Genomic DNA, 14,983 nt, shown 5'->3' on the forward strand with positions numbered 1-14,983 from the left:
CCGGAAGCCACATGTCGCTCGGGTGCACATTCAGTGGTGTCTGCCGTGCTGGACGACGGTATGCGCGGCCCGAATGGGCAAGGGATCACGGAATGCGCACTTTCCCGTGGAGGCGCCCGGGTTCCGTCCCGCCCTCGCCGGACGGCATACTGACCCCCATGAGCAACGTCCCCCAGCAGCGGCTCCTGCAGACCGCGATCCCCGGCCCCAAGTCGGCCGCGCTCCAGGCCCGCAAGACGGCGGCCGTGTCCGCCGGAGTCTCCACCGGCCTGCCGGTCTACATCGAGCGGGCCGGCGGCGGCATCCTCGTCGACGTCGACGGCAACCAGCTCATCGACTTCGGCTCCGGCATCGCCGTGACGACCGTCGGCAACGCCGCGCCGCGCGTGGTCGACCGCGTCACCGCGCAGGTGCAGGACTTCACCCACACGTGCTTCATGGTCACGCCCTACGAGGAGTACCTCGAGGTCGCCGAGGCCCTCAACGACCTGACGCCCGGCGACCACGACAAGCGCACCGCGCTCTTCAACTCCGGCGCCGAGGCCGTCGAGAACGCCGTCAAGGTCGCGCGCCACTTCACCGGCCGCAACGCCGTCGTCGCGTTCGACCACGCCTACCACGGGCGCACCAACCTCACGATGGCCCTGACGGCCAAGAACATGCCCTACAAGCACCGGTTCGGGCCGTTCGCCGGCGAGGTCTACCGCGCGCCGATGAGCTACCCCTACCGCTGGCCGGGCGGCGCCGCCGACTGTGCGAAGGAGAGCTTCGACGCGTTCGTCACCCAGGTGCACGCGCAGGTGGGCGAGGACAACCTCGCTGCCGTCATCCTCGAGCCGATCCAGGGCGAGGGCGGGTTCATCGTCCCCGCACCGGGATTCGTCAAGCAGGTCGCCGACTGGTGCGCCGACAACGGCATCCTCTTCATCGCCGACGAGGTGCAGACCGGGTTCTGCCGCACGGGTGACTGGTTCGCGAGCGAGCACGAGGGCGTCGTGCCCGACCTCATCACGACGGCCAAGGGCATGGCCGGCGGCCTCCCGCTCGCCGGTGTCACGGGCCGCGCCGACGTCATGGACTCGATCCACGGCGGTGGCCTCGGCGGCACCTACGGCGGCAACCCCGTCGCGTGCGCGTCAGCCCTCGGCGCCATCGAGACGATGAAGGAGGAGGACCTCTGCGCCCGCGCCAAGCAGGTAGAGGCCCTCTTCGTGCCGCGCCTGCAGGCCCTCGCCGAGAAGTACCCCCAGATCGGCGACATCCGCGGCCGCGGGGCCATGCTCGCCGTCGAGCTCGTCAACGGCCCCGGCGACCTGACCCCGAACGCCGCCCTGACCGGCGCCGTCAACAAGGCCTGCCACGCCGAGGGGCTCGTCACCCTGACGTGCGGCACCTACGGCAACGTCTTCCGGTTCCTCCCGCCGCTCGCCGCGAGCGACGACCTGCTCTCCGAAGGGCTCGACATCTTCGAGAAGGCGTTCGCCGCCTCCGTCTGACGCACGTTCCCGAGTGCGTATGCCGTCCGGTTGCCTTGCAGCGCAACCAAGCCCGACGGCATACGCCCTCCACGACAGTGAGGCCCGCCCCGAACGGGGGGCGGGCCTCACTGCGTCACAGGGGGATCCGCGTCAGCGGAGCCAGACCTTGACCTGCATCGAGGTGCCGAACTGGTTTTCGATGCCGATGTTGACGCCGTTGTTCGGGACCTTGACGCCGGTGTACGGCGTGCTCGAGTACCAGAACTGCTTGGAGTCGTTGAAGACCGGCTTGGCCGCAGCACCGGCGACCGGGAAGGCCACCCCGTTCTTGTGGAACGTGAACGAGTCCGACTGCTGCGTCGAGAACGGCGCATCGTAGCCGGCGATGCGCGCCCGCAGGAGCGTCCCGTCGGACAGCAGGCGCGGCTCGGGGTTGGCGTCGACCGGGAGGATCAGGCCCTGTCCGGGGTGGGCGCCCGTGTTGTTGTCCGCCTGCGAGGTGTCCCAGTAGCTGACGAGCAGCCCGTCCTGGTACGGGAAGTGCTCCACCTTGTCGCCGTTGGTGTTGAGCCACCCGAAGTTGTACGGGCCGCTCTTGAGGTAGGCGTCGAACGACACGTAGTTGCGGTACGAGGCGATGTAGTAGTTGTCGTACGCCGTGGAGACGCTCGCCCCCACGGACGACCAGCCGCTCGCCGTCCAGCCCTCGAGGCCGCCCTCGGCACCGCTGTCGACGACGGTCGCGCCGTTGCTGACGACCAAGACGTCGTCGACGAACCAGCCGAGCTCGGTGTAGGCCGGGTCCGTGTGGTAGCGGAAGCGCACCTGCACCGTCTTGCCCGCGTAGGCGGACAGGTCGAAGGACGCGTCCTTCCAGCCCATCTGGCCCTCGGCGCCGCCGCTCCAGCCGGTGATGCCGTTGCCCTCGGCGGCGCGGGTGTCCGTGCCGGGGATGGCCGTCCAGCCGGAGCCGTCGTTGACCTCGACGAAGCCGTAGTCGCAGCCGCAGTCCTCGATCGCGTAGTTCGTCGCGAACGTCAGGGTCGACGTGCCGGAGCCGAGGGCCACCGAGCGGGTCAGGGTCGCCTCGGTCGCGTTGGCGCGCCCCCCGTAGAAGTCCTTCGAGCCCGTCCTCGGGGTGACGAGGGGCGAGACGACGTTCTTCTTCGGCAGCGGGACGATGACCGCCTGCTTCTTGTCGGTGTTGTACTCGTGCGGGCCGACCATGACCTTGGCGCCCTTGGCCGTCGGCGTCACGACCTGGTAGTCGAGCCAGCCGAGGAAGAGCTTCTCCCACGCGCCGAAGTCCGAGCCGCGCGCGCCGATGGACTGGTCGTTCGGACCGGCCTGGCGGCTCTGGCTCATCATCGACCACCAGTTGACGCCGTTGTCGGCGCCGGTGGCGGAGTCGTACAGGTCGGGCAGGCCGAGGTCGTGGCCGTACTCGTGCGTGAAGACGGACATGCCGCCGTTCTCGGGCTGGATCGTGTAGTCGCCGACCCACATGCCGGTGTCGGCGATCGGGGTGCCCGTCGCCCCGCCGGGACCGCCGGGCGCGGTCGAGGCGTACCAGCGGTGCGACCAGACGGCGTCCTCACCCTGGTAGGGGTCACCGTCGGCCTGGTCGCCACCGGAGTGGACGATCTGGAAGTGGTCGATGAAGCCGTCGGGCTCGTTGAAGTTGCCGTCGCCGTCGACGTCGTAGCGGTCCCACTGGTCGTACAGCGCCAGGTCGGCCTTGATCTGGTCGAGCGTGCGGCCGGCGGCCTTCTGGTCGGCAACCCACTGGTTGACCGCGTCACGGACGAGCGACCACGTGTTGCTGCAGACGTTGCCGGCGCACGGGTAGCCGTTCGAGCGGCCGTACCGGGCCTCGTTGTAGCGCACCTTGACCCAGTCGGAGACCTCGCCGTCGATGCTGTAGCGGCCCGAGCTCTGGCGCTCGTACCACTGCTTGACGCTCTCCTGGGTGCCGCCCTGACCGATGGGGCCGCCGGCACCGAAGTAGAGGTCCTGGAAGTACTCGCGGCTGTAGTTCGCGTTCCAGTTCGTCGAGTTGTCGAGCGTGCGGTCCGGCTCGGGGATCGCGTTGTGCAGCGGGCCCTCGAACGTCGTCGGGCCGGGCGTGGCCGGGTCCGTGTCCTGGTCGGGGTAGCGCGATTCGCGCTCGTTGCCGAACTCGGCGAGGATGACGAAGATCTTGTCGGTGCCCTCGCGGCTCAGCTCGACGTACTCGTCGGTCGGGCCCTGGCCGCCGGACGCGCCCTTGACCTTGACGACCGTGCTGTTGCCCTTCTTGACGGGCGTGGCGGTGCCGTTCAGCACCTGCTTGATCGCCGTCTCCTTGAGAGCGCGGCGCTTGTCCTCCTTGGGGTTGGGGAGCTCGTCCGACCCCTGCTGGGCGGCGGCGTCGGCCGGCTGGTGGGCGACCCGGTCGACGGTCGGTTGGGCGCCGACCATGGGAGCGCCGACGGCGACCCCCATGCCGGCTGCGAGAGCGAGGCTGAGCAGCCCCCTGGACGTCCTGCGCACTGATCCTCCTCGACTGGCAGCCGTCGTCGGCCGCCGGTCCGCGCGATGCGCGTGGCCCGATCCGGGTCACGCGCACCAGTGGTGTCGGGTTGGGGCTCCCCCGAGCAACCCGAGAAGGAGAATGGCAGGGCGGACCGCTCCGCGCCAGAGGTTGGGGCCATCCATTTTCAGGAGATCCTCAGGTGGCGGGCAGGGTGTTCCGAAGAAGTGGCCGTATGCCGGGTGGTCGACGGAGGATCCGGAGCCGTGCTCGCCGGGCGCGTCCGCGTCCCGGCCAGAGCGTGTGACGCGGCGTCAGTCGAGGGGGGCGACGTCGGGGCGCTTGGCCTGGCGGTGGTCGCCCGAGCTGCGCCCGGTGAGGCGGCGGTGGACCCACGGGCCGACGTACTCCTTGGCCCACTGCGCGTTGGCCTGCAGCGCCTCGCGGCGGCCGATCGGGGGAGCAGGCTCGAGCGGGGTGGCCCAGTCGGTCTCGGCCGGCGTGTGGCCGAGGGCCTCGAGCGCGGCGAGGGCGACGCGGCGGTGGCCCTCGGTCGTCATGTGGATGCGGTCCTCGGACCACATCCGCCAGTCCCGGAGGGCGTGCAGGCCCCACTGGTCGATGACGTGGGCGCCGTTGCGACGGGCGATGCTCCAGATGTTGGCGGTGTGGATCGCGGCGCGACCCCGGGTGGCCTTGACGAGCGGGGCGTCGGCCGGGTCGACCGGCGTGGCCATGAGGACGTCGGCCCCGGTCGCGCGGATGCGGGCGACGGCGGCCTCGAGCCGCGCGGCGAGGCCGTCGAGGTCGGCCTTCGGGCGCAGGATGTCGTTGCCGCCGCCGACGATGCTGACCAGGTCGGGCTGGAGCGACAGGGCGTCCTCGAGCTGCGGGCCGACGACGTCGGCGAGCTTGCGGCCGCGCACGGCGAGGTTGGCGTAGCCGAAGTCGAGCCCCTCGCTGCGAGCGATCTCGGACAGGTGCGACGCGAGCCGGTCGGCCCAGCCGGCGAACTCGCCGTCGTGCCCGAACGTCGGGTCGTCGTCGCACATGCCCTCGGTGAACGAGTCGCCGATCGCGACGAAGCGCGTCCAGACCGTGGGTCCGGAGCCGTCGGGTGCGGGCTGGGTCATGTCAGCCTCCAGTCGATGGGTGCCGCGCCCTGCTGGGCGAGGAGGTCGTTGGTGCGGCTGAAGGGCCGCGAGCCGAAGAAGCCGGAACGCGCCGACAGCGGGGACGGGTGGGCGGACTCGATGCGCGGCACGTCGCCGAGCATGGGGGCGAGGGACTGCGCCTGCCGTCCCCAGAGGATCGCGACCAGTGGTCCGCCGCGCTGGACGAGGGCCGAGATCGCTTGTGCCGTCACGGTTTCCCAGCCCTTGCCCTGGTGGCTGGCTGACGCGCCGGGCCGCACCGTGAGCACCCTGTTGAGCAGCATCACGCCGCGCTGGAACCACGGCGTCAGGTCGCCGTCGCCCGGCGTCGGGAGGCCGAGGTCGGTGCCGAGCTCCTGGTAGATGTTCTGCAGCGACCGGGGGACCGGGCGCACGTCGGGCGCGACGCTGAAGCTCAGGCCCACCGGGTGGCCGGGTGTCGGGTAGGGGTCCTGCCCGACCACGAGCACGCGCACGTCGGGCAGTGGCAGCGAGAAGGCGCGCAGCACGCGGTCGCCGGCCGGGAGGTAGCCGCGACCTGCCGCGACCTCCGCGCGCAGGAACTCGCCCATCGCGGTGATGGTGTCGGCGACCGGCTCGAGCGCCGGCACCCACGTCGGGTGGACGAGGTCGCTGAGGGGGCGGGCTGGCACGGCCACACGCTACCCCTGTGCGGTGTACGACAGAATCGACCCCGATGAACCTCACACTGCGCGGACCCGCCCTCGTCGACGACACGGTGCTGCCCGACGTCCTCGTCCACGTCGAGGGCGAGCGCATCACGGCCGTCACGCCACTCAGCGCCGGCGCGGAGCCCCCACCCGGCGCCGACGCGGCCGAGCGGGTCTCGGGGACGATGCTGCCGGCATACGTCGACATCCACTGCCACGGCGGCGGCGGGACGGCGTTCACCGACCTCCGCGACGACGCGGCCGCCGCAGCGGCCGAGCACCACCACGCGCACGGCTCGACGAGCCTTCTCGCCAGCCTCGTGACGATGAGCCCCCGTGACCTCGAGCGGGGCGTCGCGATGCTCGCCGAGATCGCCGACGACGGCTTCGTCGACGGCATCCACCTCGAGGGTCCGTGGCTGGCCGAGGCCCGCTGCGGCGCCCACGACCCGACGCTCCTGCGTGACCCCTCGCTCGCCGAGGTCGAGCGCCTCATCGAGCTCGGCCGCGGCCACATCCGCCAGGTGACGCTCGCCCCTGAGCGCGCTCACGGCCTCGACCTCGTCCGCTGGCTCACGTCGGCCGGCATCCACGCGGCAGTGGGTCACACCACGGCCACCTACGCGCAGGTCGAGGCGGCGGTCGCGGCCGGCGCCGACCTCGCCACGCACCTCTTCAACGGCATGGACCCGTGGCACCATCGCACGCCGGGCGCCGTTGCGGCACTGATGCGTTCGGCCGCGCGCGGTCACGTCACGGTCGAGCTCATCGCCGACGGCGCGCACCTGTCGGACGACACCGTGCGCACGGTCCTCGACCTCGTCGGCGCCGACCACGTCGCCTTCGTCTCCGACGCCATGGCGGCGGCCGGCGTCGGGGACGGTGCCTACGTCCTCGGCGGGCTCTCCGTCGTCGTCGACCGCGGCATCGCCCGCCTCACCCGTGACCCCGACGGCACGACGCCCGGCTCGATCGCCGGGGGCACGAGCCACGTCGCCGACATCGTGGCCCGGGCCGTCGCCGCCGGCGTCCCGATGGCGTATGCCGTCCGCCCCGCCACGCGCACGCCTGCCCGCGCGCTCGGGCTGGCCGACCGGGGGGCGCTCGCCGTGGGATCCCGCGCCGACGTGGTCGTCGTCGACGAGGCCGCCCGAGCGACCCGGGTCATGAGACGCGGGCGGTGGCTGGAGTCCCCGCTGCCCTAGGCTCGGCCGGTGACTTCTCCCCGCTGGTCCACCGCTGTCTTCGACCTCGACGGCACGCTGGCCGACACGATCAACCTCATCGTCGAGTCCTACCAGCACGCGTTCCGCACCGTCATCGGCCGCGAGGAGGACCCGGACGTGATCCGTTCGTGGATCGGCCGGCCCCTCATCGGCGCGTTCCGTGACCACTCGCCCGAGCACGCCGACGAGCTCTACGCGACCTACCTGCAGTGGAACGCCGACAACACCGAGCGCCTCATCCGCGGCTACGACGGCGTCGTCGAGGTGCTCGGCGACCTGCGCGCCGCGGGCGTCCACGTCGGCGTCGCCACGTCGAAGCGGCGCGAGTCGGCCGAGCAGGCCATGGACATCCTCGGCATCAGCGAGCACGTCGACGTCCTCGTCGCGATGGAGGACACCGAGCGGCACAAGCCCGACCCGACGCCGCTGCTGCTCGCGCTCGACCGGATGGGTCGCGGCTCCAACGACGCCGTCTACGTCGGTGACGCGGTCGTCGACGTGCTCGCCGGCAAGGCCGCGGGCATGGACACCGTCGCCGTCACGTGGGGCGCGGGCCTGCCCGACGCCCTGCACGGCGTGCGACCCACGGCCGTCGTGGCGACCGCCGGCGAGCTGCGCACCGCCCTCATCGGCTGAGGTCCTGGGGGTCCCGGTCGGCACCAGGCGGCCCGCAGGCTGCGTCCCAGCGACCGAACGCCGCGTTCGGTCGCGAACGCGCCGTCAGAACACTGAGCTCGACACCGAACGCGGCGTTCGGTGTGGAGGGGTCGGAGGGGTCGGAGGGGTCGGAGGGGTCGGAGGGGTCGGAGGGGTCGGAGGGGTCNGTCGCAGGGCCTAGCATCTGTGCGTGCACAGCTTCGACAAGGACGCCGACCACGTCGCCGTCGACAAGGTCCTCAGCTACGCCCGCGAGCGGCTGCTCATGGACCCGATCCCGCTCGACGGCGCGCAGCCCGAGGACTACCTCCGGGCCGCGGCCGGCCAGACCATCACCCCGCAGGGTCTCGGCTCGACGCGGGCCATGGAGCTCTTCGAGCACACCCTGGCGCCGGCCTGCCTCTCGACCGACCACCCCCGCTACCTCTCCTTCATCCCGTGCGCCCCGACGCGCGAGGCCGCGGCGTTCGACGTCGTCGTGGGCGCGTCATCGATCTACGGCGGGTCGTGGATGGAGGGCGCCGGCGCGGTCTACGCCGAGAACCAGGCCCTGCGCTGGATCAGTGACCTCGCCGGCCTGCCCGACTCGGCGGGCGGCGTCTTCGTGCCCGGTGGCACGGTGGGCAACCTGTCAGCGCTCGTCGTGGCACGGCATACGGCCAGGGCTCGCGCGAAGCAGGCGGGCACCGGCGCGCGCCCCTACCGGATCGCTGCGACGGACAACGCGCACTCGTCGGTCGTCTCGATGGCCGCGGTCATGGACGCCGAGGTCTGCGGCGTCCACGTCGACGAGAAGCTGCGCCTGACCGGTGCTGAGCTGCGACGCACGCTCGAGGAGCACGGCCCCGAGACCTTCTTCGCCGTGGTCGCGACGAGCGGCACGACGAACTTCGGTGTCGTCGACGACCTCGAGTCGGTCGCCGAGGTGTGCCGCGAGTACGGCCTGTGGCTGCACGTCGACGGTGCCTACGGCGGCGCCGGGCTCGCGGCCCCGTCGGTGCGCCACCTCTTCAACGGCATCGAGCACGCCGACTCCTTCATCGTCGACCCGCACAAATGGCTTTTCGCGCCGTTCGACTGCTGCGCCCTCATCTACCGCGAGCCCGAGCTCGCACGGGTCGCGCACACGCAGGAGGCCGGCTACCTCGACGTCATCACGAAGTCGGCCGAGTGGAACCCGACCGACTACTCCATCGGCCTGACGCGGCGGGCCCGCGGCCTGCCGCTCTGGTACTCCCTCGCGGTCCACGGCACCGACGCCTACGTCGACGCCATCGAGAGCACGCTCGAGGTGACGCGCTTCGCCGCCGACGAGATCGGGCGCCGCGACTACCTCGAGGCGGTGCGCGAGCCCGACCTCTCGGTCGTGGTCTTCCGGCGGCTCGGCTGGTCGCCCGAGGACTACCAGGCGTGGACCGACCGGCTGCTCGCGCAGGAGTTCGCCTTCGTCGTGCCGACGACGTTCCGCGGGGAGACGCTGACGCGCTTCGCGATCGTCAACCCGCACACGACGAAGGAGGACGTCAACGCCATCCTCGATACGATGGCCTGACGCCCGGGGGACGACCGCACGACCGGACGCGACGACGCGTCACGGGTGGGGCTCATGAGGCTGGTGGGACGCATGTTCCGCGCCTTCCGAGCGCCCCGCCGACGACATGCCGCGCCACGCCCGGGCTGAATGACACCCTTGTCATTTCGGTCTAGGGTGTGACCGGAGCCAACGCACGACGTGAGACGCAGCACCACTCCAGCGAGACGGGGACATGAGCACAGAACACGCCACGGCGCAGCCGCACCGTCACGAGTCCGAGGACGGCCTCAGTGCGCGCGACCTCGAGATCCTGGCGTTCGAGCGCCAGTGGTGGAAGTACGCCGGCTCCAAGGAGCAGGCCATCAAGGAGCTCTTCGACATGAGCTCCACGCGGTACTACCAGGTGCTCAACGCGCTCCTCGACAGCCCGGAGGCCCTCGAGGCCGACCCGATGCTCATCAAGCGCCTGCGCCGCATGCGCGCGAGCCGCCAGCGGGCGCGCACGAGCCGCCGCCTCGGCATCAACGTCTGACCCGTCCCTCACGTCGCCCGTCCCCCCGATGGGCAGGTGGCCGCTCGAGCCAGTGATGCGGGCCCTCGCAACGCGCGCGTGGTTCACTTCCCTCATGGCCGAGGTGACGATCCGCCGCGCGTCGGCCGACGACGCCCTCATCGTCGCCGCGCTGCACCTGCAGTTCGCCCGCGAGCTGGGTATGCCGTCCGAGACCGGCTACCTCGACCGTTTCGTCGACGCGTGGCTGGCCGAGCGGCCCGACCGGCCGACGTGGATCGCCGAGAGCCGCGGCGAGCACGCCGGCATCCTCGAGACCCGGCGCATCCGCGCGCTGCCGTGGCCCGGTCGCAAGGACGTCTCCTGGCTGCACGTCGGTGGCCTCTTCGTGGCCCCGGGCTGCCGTGACCGCGGCGTCGGCCGCGCCCTCACCGAGGCGATGATCGAGTGGTCGCGCACCACCGACGTCAAGTGGATCCGGCTCAACGCCCCCGACGACCGCGCGCAGGAGTTCTACGAGCGGCTCGGCTTCAGCTCGCCCGGTCGGCTCATGGAGTTCGACCTCCGGGAACCGCAGTGAGCGGTGGCCCCTTCGTCGCGGCCCCCGGCCCGACCAACTCCCTCGTCGACGTCTCCGGCGTGCGCGTCGGCCACTGCACCCGTGACGAGCCCGGGTGGCTCACAGGCGTCACCGTCGTGCTCGCGCCCGAGGGCGGTGCGGTCGCCGGTGTCGACGTGCGCGGCGGTGGCCCCGGCACGCGTGAGACCGACCTGCTCGACCCCCGCAACCTCGTCGACCGGATCAACGCGATCGTCCTCGGCGGCGGGTCCGCCCTCGGCCTCGCCGCCGCCGACGGTGTCGTGGACGCCCTGCTCGACGACGGGATCGGCTGGCCGATGGGCGCGCCCGGACACGTCGTGCCGATCGTGCCGTCCGCGATCCTCTTCGACCTCGGACGGGGCGGCACGTGGGGCCACCGTCCGCGCGCGGAGGACGGGAGGGCGGCATACGCCACTGCGTCGGCCTCGGGCGTCGCCCAGGGCTGCGTCGGCGCCGGGACCGGCGCGAAGGCGGGCGGCTTCAAGGGCGGCGTCGGCTCCGCGAGCACCGTGCTCGAGTCGGGTGCGACTGTCGCGGCGCTCGTCGCCGTCAACGCCGTCGGCTCGGCCGTCGACCCTGCCACCGGGCTGCCGTATGCCGTGGGCCTGGGTCTCGGCGACGAGCTGGCCCACGTGGGTCGGCCGAGCGCGGCAGAGCTCGAGGAGTCCCGGGCCCGGGCCGAGGCGCTGCCCGCCGACGCCGGCCGTCCGGGCCTCGCGACGACGATCGGGGTGATCGCGACGGACGCCACCCTGTCCAAGGCCCAGTGCCAGAAGATGGCCGGCATCGGTCACGACGGCTTCGCGCGGGCGCTCAAGCCGGTGCACACGCTCTTCGACGGCGACACCCTCTTCACGCTGGCGACGGGGGAGCGGCCGGCACCCGACCCGGTCGAGCAGACGCTGCTGATGGAGGCGGGCGCCGACTGCGTGGCGCGAGCGATCGTCCACGCGCTGCTGGCGGCGACGTCGGTCGACCGCTCGGCCGACGGCGGCGTGATGCTGCGCTCGTGGTCCGACGCGTTCCCGTCCGCGATCGCGCGCTGACTCTCGGGAGCCGGCGCGCTGAGACCCGGAGGGCTCAGCAGTAGGGATGGACCAGCTCGTCGGAGAGCTGACGGGTCAGCTCGCCCCGGAGACCGGCCAGCTCGCGGTCGGCGCCGTGCTGCACGTCGGAGGCGCCCACGGAGCGCTCCGCGGCGCGGGCCTCCGCGAGGGAGAGGCGCAGGTCGTCGCGGGGGTGGCTCGCGTCCCAGCGCAGGTCCTGCTCTCGCGCCCGCTGGCGTGCGGCCGCGACCTGCTGCGCCGTCGGGCCCGGACGCTCGCGCACCGTCTCGAGGACCGCGAAGGGGTCCTCTCGACGTCGCGCCCCGGCGGCGGCCAGCGTGTGGAGGCCGGGCAGGTTCTCGGTCGTGACGAGCAGGCGCACGACGGCGGACGTGCCTGCGACCTCGGCGGCCCGGAGGTCGGCGAGGTACTCGCGGCGTTGGGACTCGACGGCGGCGAGGCGCTCGAAGAGCAGGAGCAGGAGGTTTGCGGGCGCGGAGAGCACGCGGAGGACCAGTGAGCCGACAGCGTTCATGGTCGCCTCGGAGACATCGCGACGGTCGTCGACGAAGTCTGAGTAGGCGTCGTCGGGCAAGGGGGTCAGGAGCGTGGCGGCGCGACGCAGCACGCCGTGCGCGACGGCCGCCAGGTGGCTGAGGGCCGTGTCCCGGCCGCGGAGATGTCCCATCTCGTGGGCGAGCAGGGCGAGGCGCTCGTCGTCGGTGAGCAGGGTCCAGAGCGGTAGCCCGATCACGAGCGCCTGACGGCGCCCCCAGCCGATTCGAGCGACGCCCGCGTTGAACTCGATCGAGACGGCGATGAGGTCCGGGGCCGGCGTACCGACCGACTCGGCCACGGCTGCCACGAGCCGGTGGGTGCTCGGGTAGTCATCGGCTGGCAGCAGTCGGACGTCCTCGAGCCGGTGGGGCCGTGGCGCGATGGCAACCACGATCAGCCAGCCGAGGACGACGGCGAACCAGCCGATGACGTTTTTCGAGGCGACGGTGGCGATGACGAGCAGGACCACCGCGATGGCATACGAGGCGAGTACGAGCACCGAGATCGCGATGACGCCACGTGACGTGCGGGTCGAAGCCTGGGGGCGCTCGCCCCGACTCACCTGGGCGAGCAGGACTCCGTGGATCCGGGCCGAGGCCTGGTCGAGTGCCTCGACTCGCCGGCGGGCGAACCACGAGAGTCCAGGTCGCGGTGGGGCCGCGGCGGCGGTGGACGTGGGCGAGGACGAATGTGGGTGGAGCTCGGACAACGGACGGCCCTTCGGCGGTGGGTTGGTGCCCCGGATGCTACGGCTGCGTCGATCGTCGCGGGCTGTTTGCCCGGGCACGGTCGCGACGGGCCCCTCCACGAGGGCCAGAGCAGGGCCCACATCTGGGGCGCGGGCCGCAAGGTCGTGGAGCTCTCCCGGCACCTGGTGCCGAAGGATCTCCTCGAGCCATCCCGCGGATCATCCACACCCCCTCGTCGGGGTGGCTCGTCAGCCACAGGCAGACGCCGCCGCTGTGCGGCATCCAGGATGCGCGGTCACGCTCGGAGGCATGGACCTGTCGTGCGCGCACCGACTGCTCCGATCGCAGGACGGGGTGATCTCGCGGTCCCAGGCCCTGGAGTGCGGCCTCGACGACAACGGCCTGGAGAGGCTGCTGCGCCGTCGAGAACTGGCGCGGATCCACCCGGGCATATACGTCGACCACACCGGGCCCGCCACGTGGTCGCAGCGCGCCTGGGCCGCCACGCTCTTCCACTGGCCCGCGGCGCTCGCCGGGCCGTCCGCGCTGCGGGCTCACGGTGTCAGATCGTTCACCGGGGGAGGGCGCGCTGACGCGTGGATCGACAAGGGGATCCGTTTCGGACGCGTGGCCGACGTGGACCCGGTCCATGTCGTCGTGGACGCGAGTCGACGGGTCGTGCCACCGAGTGGTGTCGTCGTGACCCGTCGGTCCGACTTCGAGAGTCGCGTCCTGCTCCACCTCGCGCCGCCGCGTCTCCGCCTCGACGAGGCCCTTCTCGACGTGGCGTCGAGCTGTCGAGGCGAGGCGGACGCCGTCGCCGTCCTGTCGGATGCGTGCCAGGAGGGAGCGACGACCGCCTCACGCCTTCGCGCCACGCTGGCCGCACGTGGGCGGTTGCCTCGGCGACGGCTCCTCCTGGCGATCCTGGACGACATCGCGAACGGGACGATGTCGGTCCTCGAACGGCGCTACCTCTCCGAGGTCGAGCGAGCGCACGGCCTGCCGACGGCGCGCCGGCAGGTCCGCGCCGTCACGAGGTGGGGAGTGACCTACCGCGACGTCGAGTACCCGGAGCTCGGGGTCGTCGTGGAGCTCGACGGACGGTTCGTCCACGCAGGGCCGGCGCGCGAGTGGGCCGATCTCGAGCGCGACGTCGACGCCGCGAGTCGTGGTGATGCCACCCTGCGACTGGGTTGGTCCCACGTTCTCGAGCCCTGTCGCGCGAGTCTGCTGGTCGGGCAGCTCCTCCGATCCCGCGGCTGGGACGGCGAGCTCACGTCGTGCGGCCCGAGCTGCGGCGTGGCTCGGTCGAGGCATCGGGTCGCGTGAGGGCCGTCTGCGTGGGCCGCAGGTCGTGGAGTGCAGTCGGCACCACGTGCCGGGAGAACTCCACCACCGGACCCGAGGCGCCCGTCGGCGCGGAGTCAGGGGGCGGGTGGGGTGAGGTGGTCCCAGCCTCGGCGGATCGCTGCGCCCAGGTCGTCGAGCGGGTAGGGCAGGCGCGGGTCGGGCTCGCGCAGGGCCTCCTCGAGGGAGCCCGCACCGAGCCGGCGCTCGCGGATCACGGACGCGACCGCGGCGATCTCGTCGCGCTGCCGGGCCACGAACGCGCCGTCGACCGGGCGTCCGTGGCCCGGCACGACGACGATGCGGTCAGCGGCCTGGACGAGGTGCGAGGTGAGTGTGTCGGCCCACTCGAGCGGCCAGCAGTCACTGCCGAACGACGGCTGGGCGCTCTCCTCGACGAGGTCACCGAGGAACATCGCGTCGGTGTCGGGCACGAGCACGGCGACGTCGCCGTCGGTGTGGCCGCGACCGGCATACGTCATCGTGACCACGCGGTCACCGAGGTCGATGGTCGCGTTGGAGCCGAAGGTGCGGTCGGGCGCGCGCACGACGGTCGCCATGACCTCGGCGGCGTCGCGCTCGGTGTAGCCGTGCTCCGGACCGGCTCCCGGGTCGGCCCGGAAGGCGGCCTTGATCCGCTGGGCGTCATCCTCGATGGTGCGCCCGACGTTGTCGTGCGCATGCACCGTCGCGAGGTCGAAAGCGGCGTTGCCGAACGTGTGGTCGAAGTGGACGTGCGTGTTGACGACGTGGTGCACCTCGATGTCACGGCCGAGGCGTCGGACGTCGTCGAGCACCTGGCTGCCCTCGACGTCGCTCGCACGGGTGTCAATGACGACGGCCCCGTGGCGGCCGAGCACGAGTCCGACGTTGACGTCCCACTGCCGGTAGCGCGCGACGAAGACGCGATCGGCGACCTCGACGAAGCCCGTCGTCGTCGCCGTCGTGGCTCCCTCGGGCGGTGCGGTCATGCCGCGACCCTTGGTGTGATCCACG

The 14,983-nt window shown here is 72.2% G+C and carries 13 protein-coding genes and 1 pseudogene; 8 read left to right on the forward strand and 6 right to left on the reverse strand.

Annotation, left to right across the window (positions count from 1 at the left end; translation table 11 throughout):
* Positions 1-158: 158 nt before the first annotated feature.
* Positions 159-1,496, forward strand: coding sequence for a 4-aminobutyrate--2-oxoglutarate transaminase (gabT, locus tag ASG96_RS06610; RefSeq protein WP_057587442.1), 1,338 nt, complete (start codon positions 159-161; stop codon positions 1,494-1,496).
* Between the two features lie 132 nt (positions 1,497-1,628).
* On the opposite strand, the gene ASG96_RS06615 is transcribed toward gabT, so the two are convergent.
* From ASG96_RS06615 to ASG96_RS06625, 3 genes are all read right to left on the reverse strand, one after another.
* Positions 1,629-4,010, reverse strand: a complete 2,382-nt coding sequence (locus ASG96_RS06615) for an immune inhibitor A domain-containing protein (protein WP_057587444.1) — start codon at positions 4,008-4,010, stop codon at positions 1,629-1,631.
* 294 nt (positions 4,011-4,304) lie between these two features.
* Positions 4,305-5,123: an SGNH/GDSL hydrolase family protein gene (locus tag ASG96_RS06620; protein ID WP_057587446.1), complete on the reverse strand. Its 819-nt coding sequence runs from the start codon at positions 5,121-5,123 to the stop codon at positions 4,305-4,307.
* Positions 5,120-5,797, reverse strand: a complete 678-nt coding sequence (locus tag ASG96_RS06625; protein ID WP_056754450.1) for a uracil-DNA glycosylase — start codon at positions 5,795-5,797, stop codon at positions 5,120-5,122. Before ASG96_RS06625 ends, ASG96_RS06620 begins: the two co-directional genes overlap by 4 nt.
* A 44-nt stretch (positions 5,798-5,841) precedes the next feature.
* Here ASG96_RS06625 and ASG96_RS06630 point away from each other — a divergent pair, with 44 nt between their 5' ends.
* Together ASG96_RS06630 and ASG96_RS06635 are read left to right on the forward strand one after the other, a co-directional pair.
* Positions 5,842-7,020 carry an N-acetylglucosamine-6-phosphate deacetylase gene (locus ASG96_RS06630; RefSeq protein WP_057587448.1) on the forward strand — a complete coding sequence of 393 codons (1,179 nt, stop codon included), beginning with the start codon at positions 5,842-5,844 and terminating at the stop codon, positions 7,018-7,020.
* A 9-nt stretch (positions 7,021-7,029) separates the two neighbouring features.
* Positions 7,030-7,677, forward strand: coding sequence for an HAD family hydrolase (locus ASG96_RS06635; RefSeq protein WP_056752424.1), 648 nt, complete (start codon positions 7,030-7,032; stop codon positions 7,675-7,677).
* Here the strand turns inward: ASG96_RS06635 and ASG96_RS24100 are convergent.
* A pseudogene (locus tag ASG96_RS24100) lies at positions 7,667-7,864 on the reverse strand (hypothetical protein); the annotation flags it as partial. The gene ASG96_RS06635 and the pseudogene ASG96_RS24100 overlap by 11 nt on opposite strands.
* Positions 7,865-7,888: 24 nt before the next feature.
* On the opposite strand from ASG96_RS24100, the gene ASG96_RS06640 reads away from it, so the two are divergent.
* From ASG96_RS06640 to ASG96_RS06655, 4 genes are all read left to right on the forward strand, one after another.
* Complete coding sequence (locus tag ASG96_RS06640) at positions 7,889-9,250, forward strand: pyridoxal-dependent decarboxylase (protein ID WP_057587450.1); 1,362 nt, start codon at positions 7,889-7,891, stop codon at positions 9,248-9,250.
* Positions 9,251-9,464: 214 nt separating this feature from the next.
* The gene (locus ASG96_RS06645; protein WP_030193685.1) at positions 9,465-9,764 is read left to right on the forward strand and encodes a DUF3263 domain-containing protein; all 300 of its coding nucleotides are present in this window, start codon (positions 9,465-9,467) and stop codon (positions 9,762-9,764) included.
* 94 nt (positions 9,765-9,858) lie between these two features.
* The gene (locus ASG96_RS06650) at positions 9,859-10,323 is read left to right on the forward strand and encodes a GNAT family N-acetyltransferase (protein ID WP_057588339.1); all 465 of its coding nucleotides are present in this window, start codon (positions 9,859-9,861) and stop codon (positions 10,321-10,323) included.
* Complete coding sequence (locus tag ASG96_RS06655) at positions 10,320-11,390, forward strand: P1 family peptidase (RefSeq protein WP_057587452.1); 1,071 nt, start codon at positions 10,320-10,322, stop codon at positions 11,388-11,390. Before ASG96_RS06650 ends, ASG96_RS06655 begins: the two co-directional genes overlap by 4 nt.
* 34 nt (positions 11,391-11,424) lie before the next feature.
* Here the strand turns inward: ASG96_RS06655 and ASG96_RS06660 are convergent, their stop codons facing one another.
* Positions 11,425-12,657 (reverse strand): M48 family metalloprotease, encoded by a 1,233-nt coding sequence (locus ASG96_RS06660; protein ID WP_162262026.1) that lies wholly within the window; start codon positions 12,655-12,657, stop codon positions 11,425-11,427.
* 289 nt (positions 12,658-12,946) lie between these two features.
* Here ASG96_RS06660 and ASG96_RS06665 point away from each other — a divergent pair, with 289 nt between their 5' ends.
* Entirely contained in the window at positions 12,947-13,969 is a 1,023-nt protein-coding gene (locus ASG96_RS06665; protein ID WP_057587457.1) for a type IV toxin-antitoxin system AbiEi family antitoxin domain-containing protein, read from the forward strand.
* 95 nt (positions 13,970-14,064) lie between these two features.
* On the opposite strand, the gene ASG96_RS06670 is transcribed toward ASG96_RS06665, so the two are convergent.
* Positions 14,065-14,958, reverse strand: a complete 894-nt coding sequence (locus ASG96_RS06670) for an MBL fold metallo-hydrolase (protein WP_235509088.1) — start codon at positions 14,956-14,958, stop codon at positions 14,065-14,067.
* Positions 14,959-14,983: the final 25 nt, after the last annotated feature.

It is taken from the genome of Terrabacter sp. Soil810, assembly GCF_001429645.1.
Classification (GTDB): Bacteria; Actinomycetota; Actinomycetes; order Actinomycetales; family Dermatophilaceae; genus Terrabacter.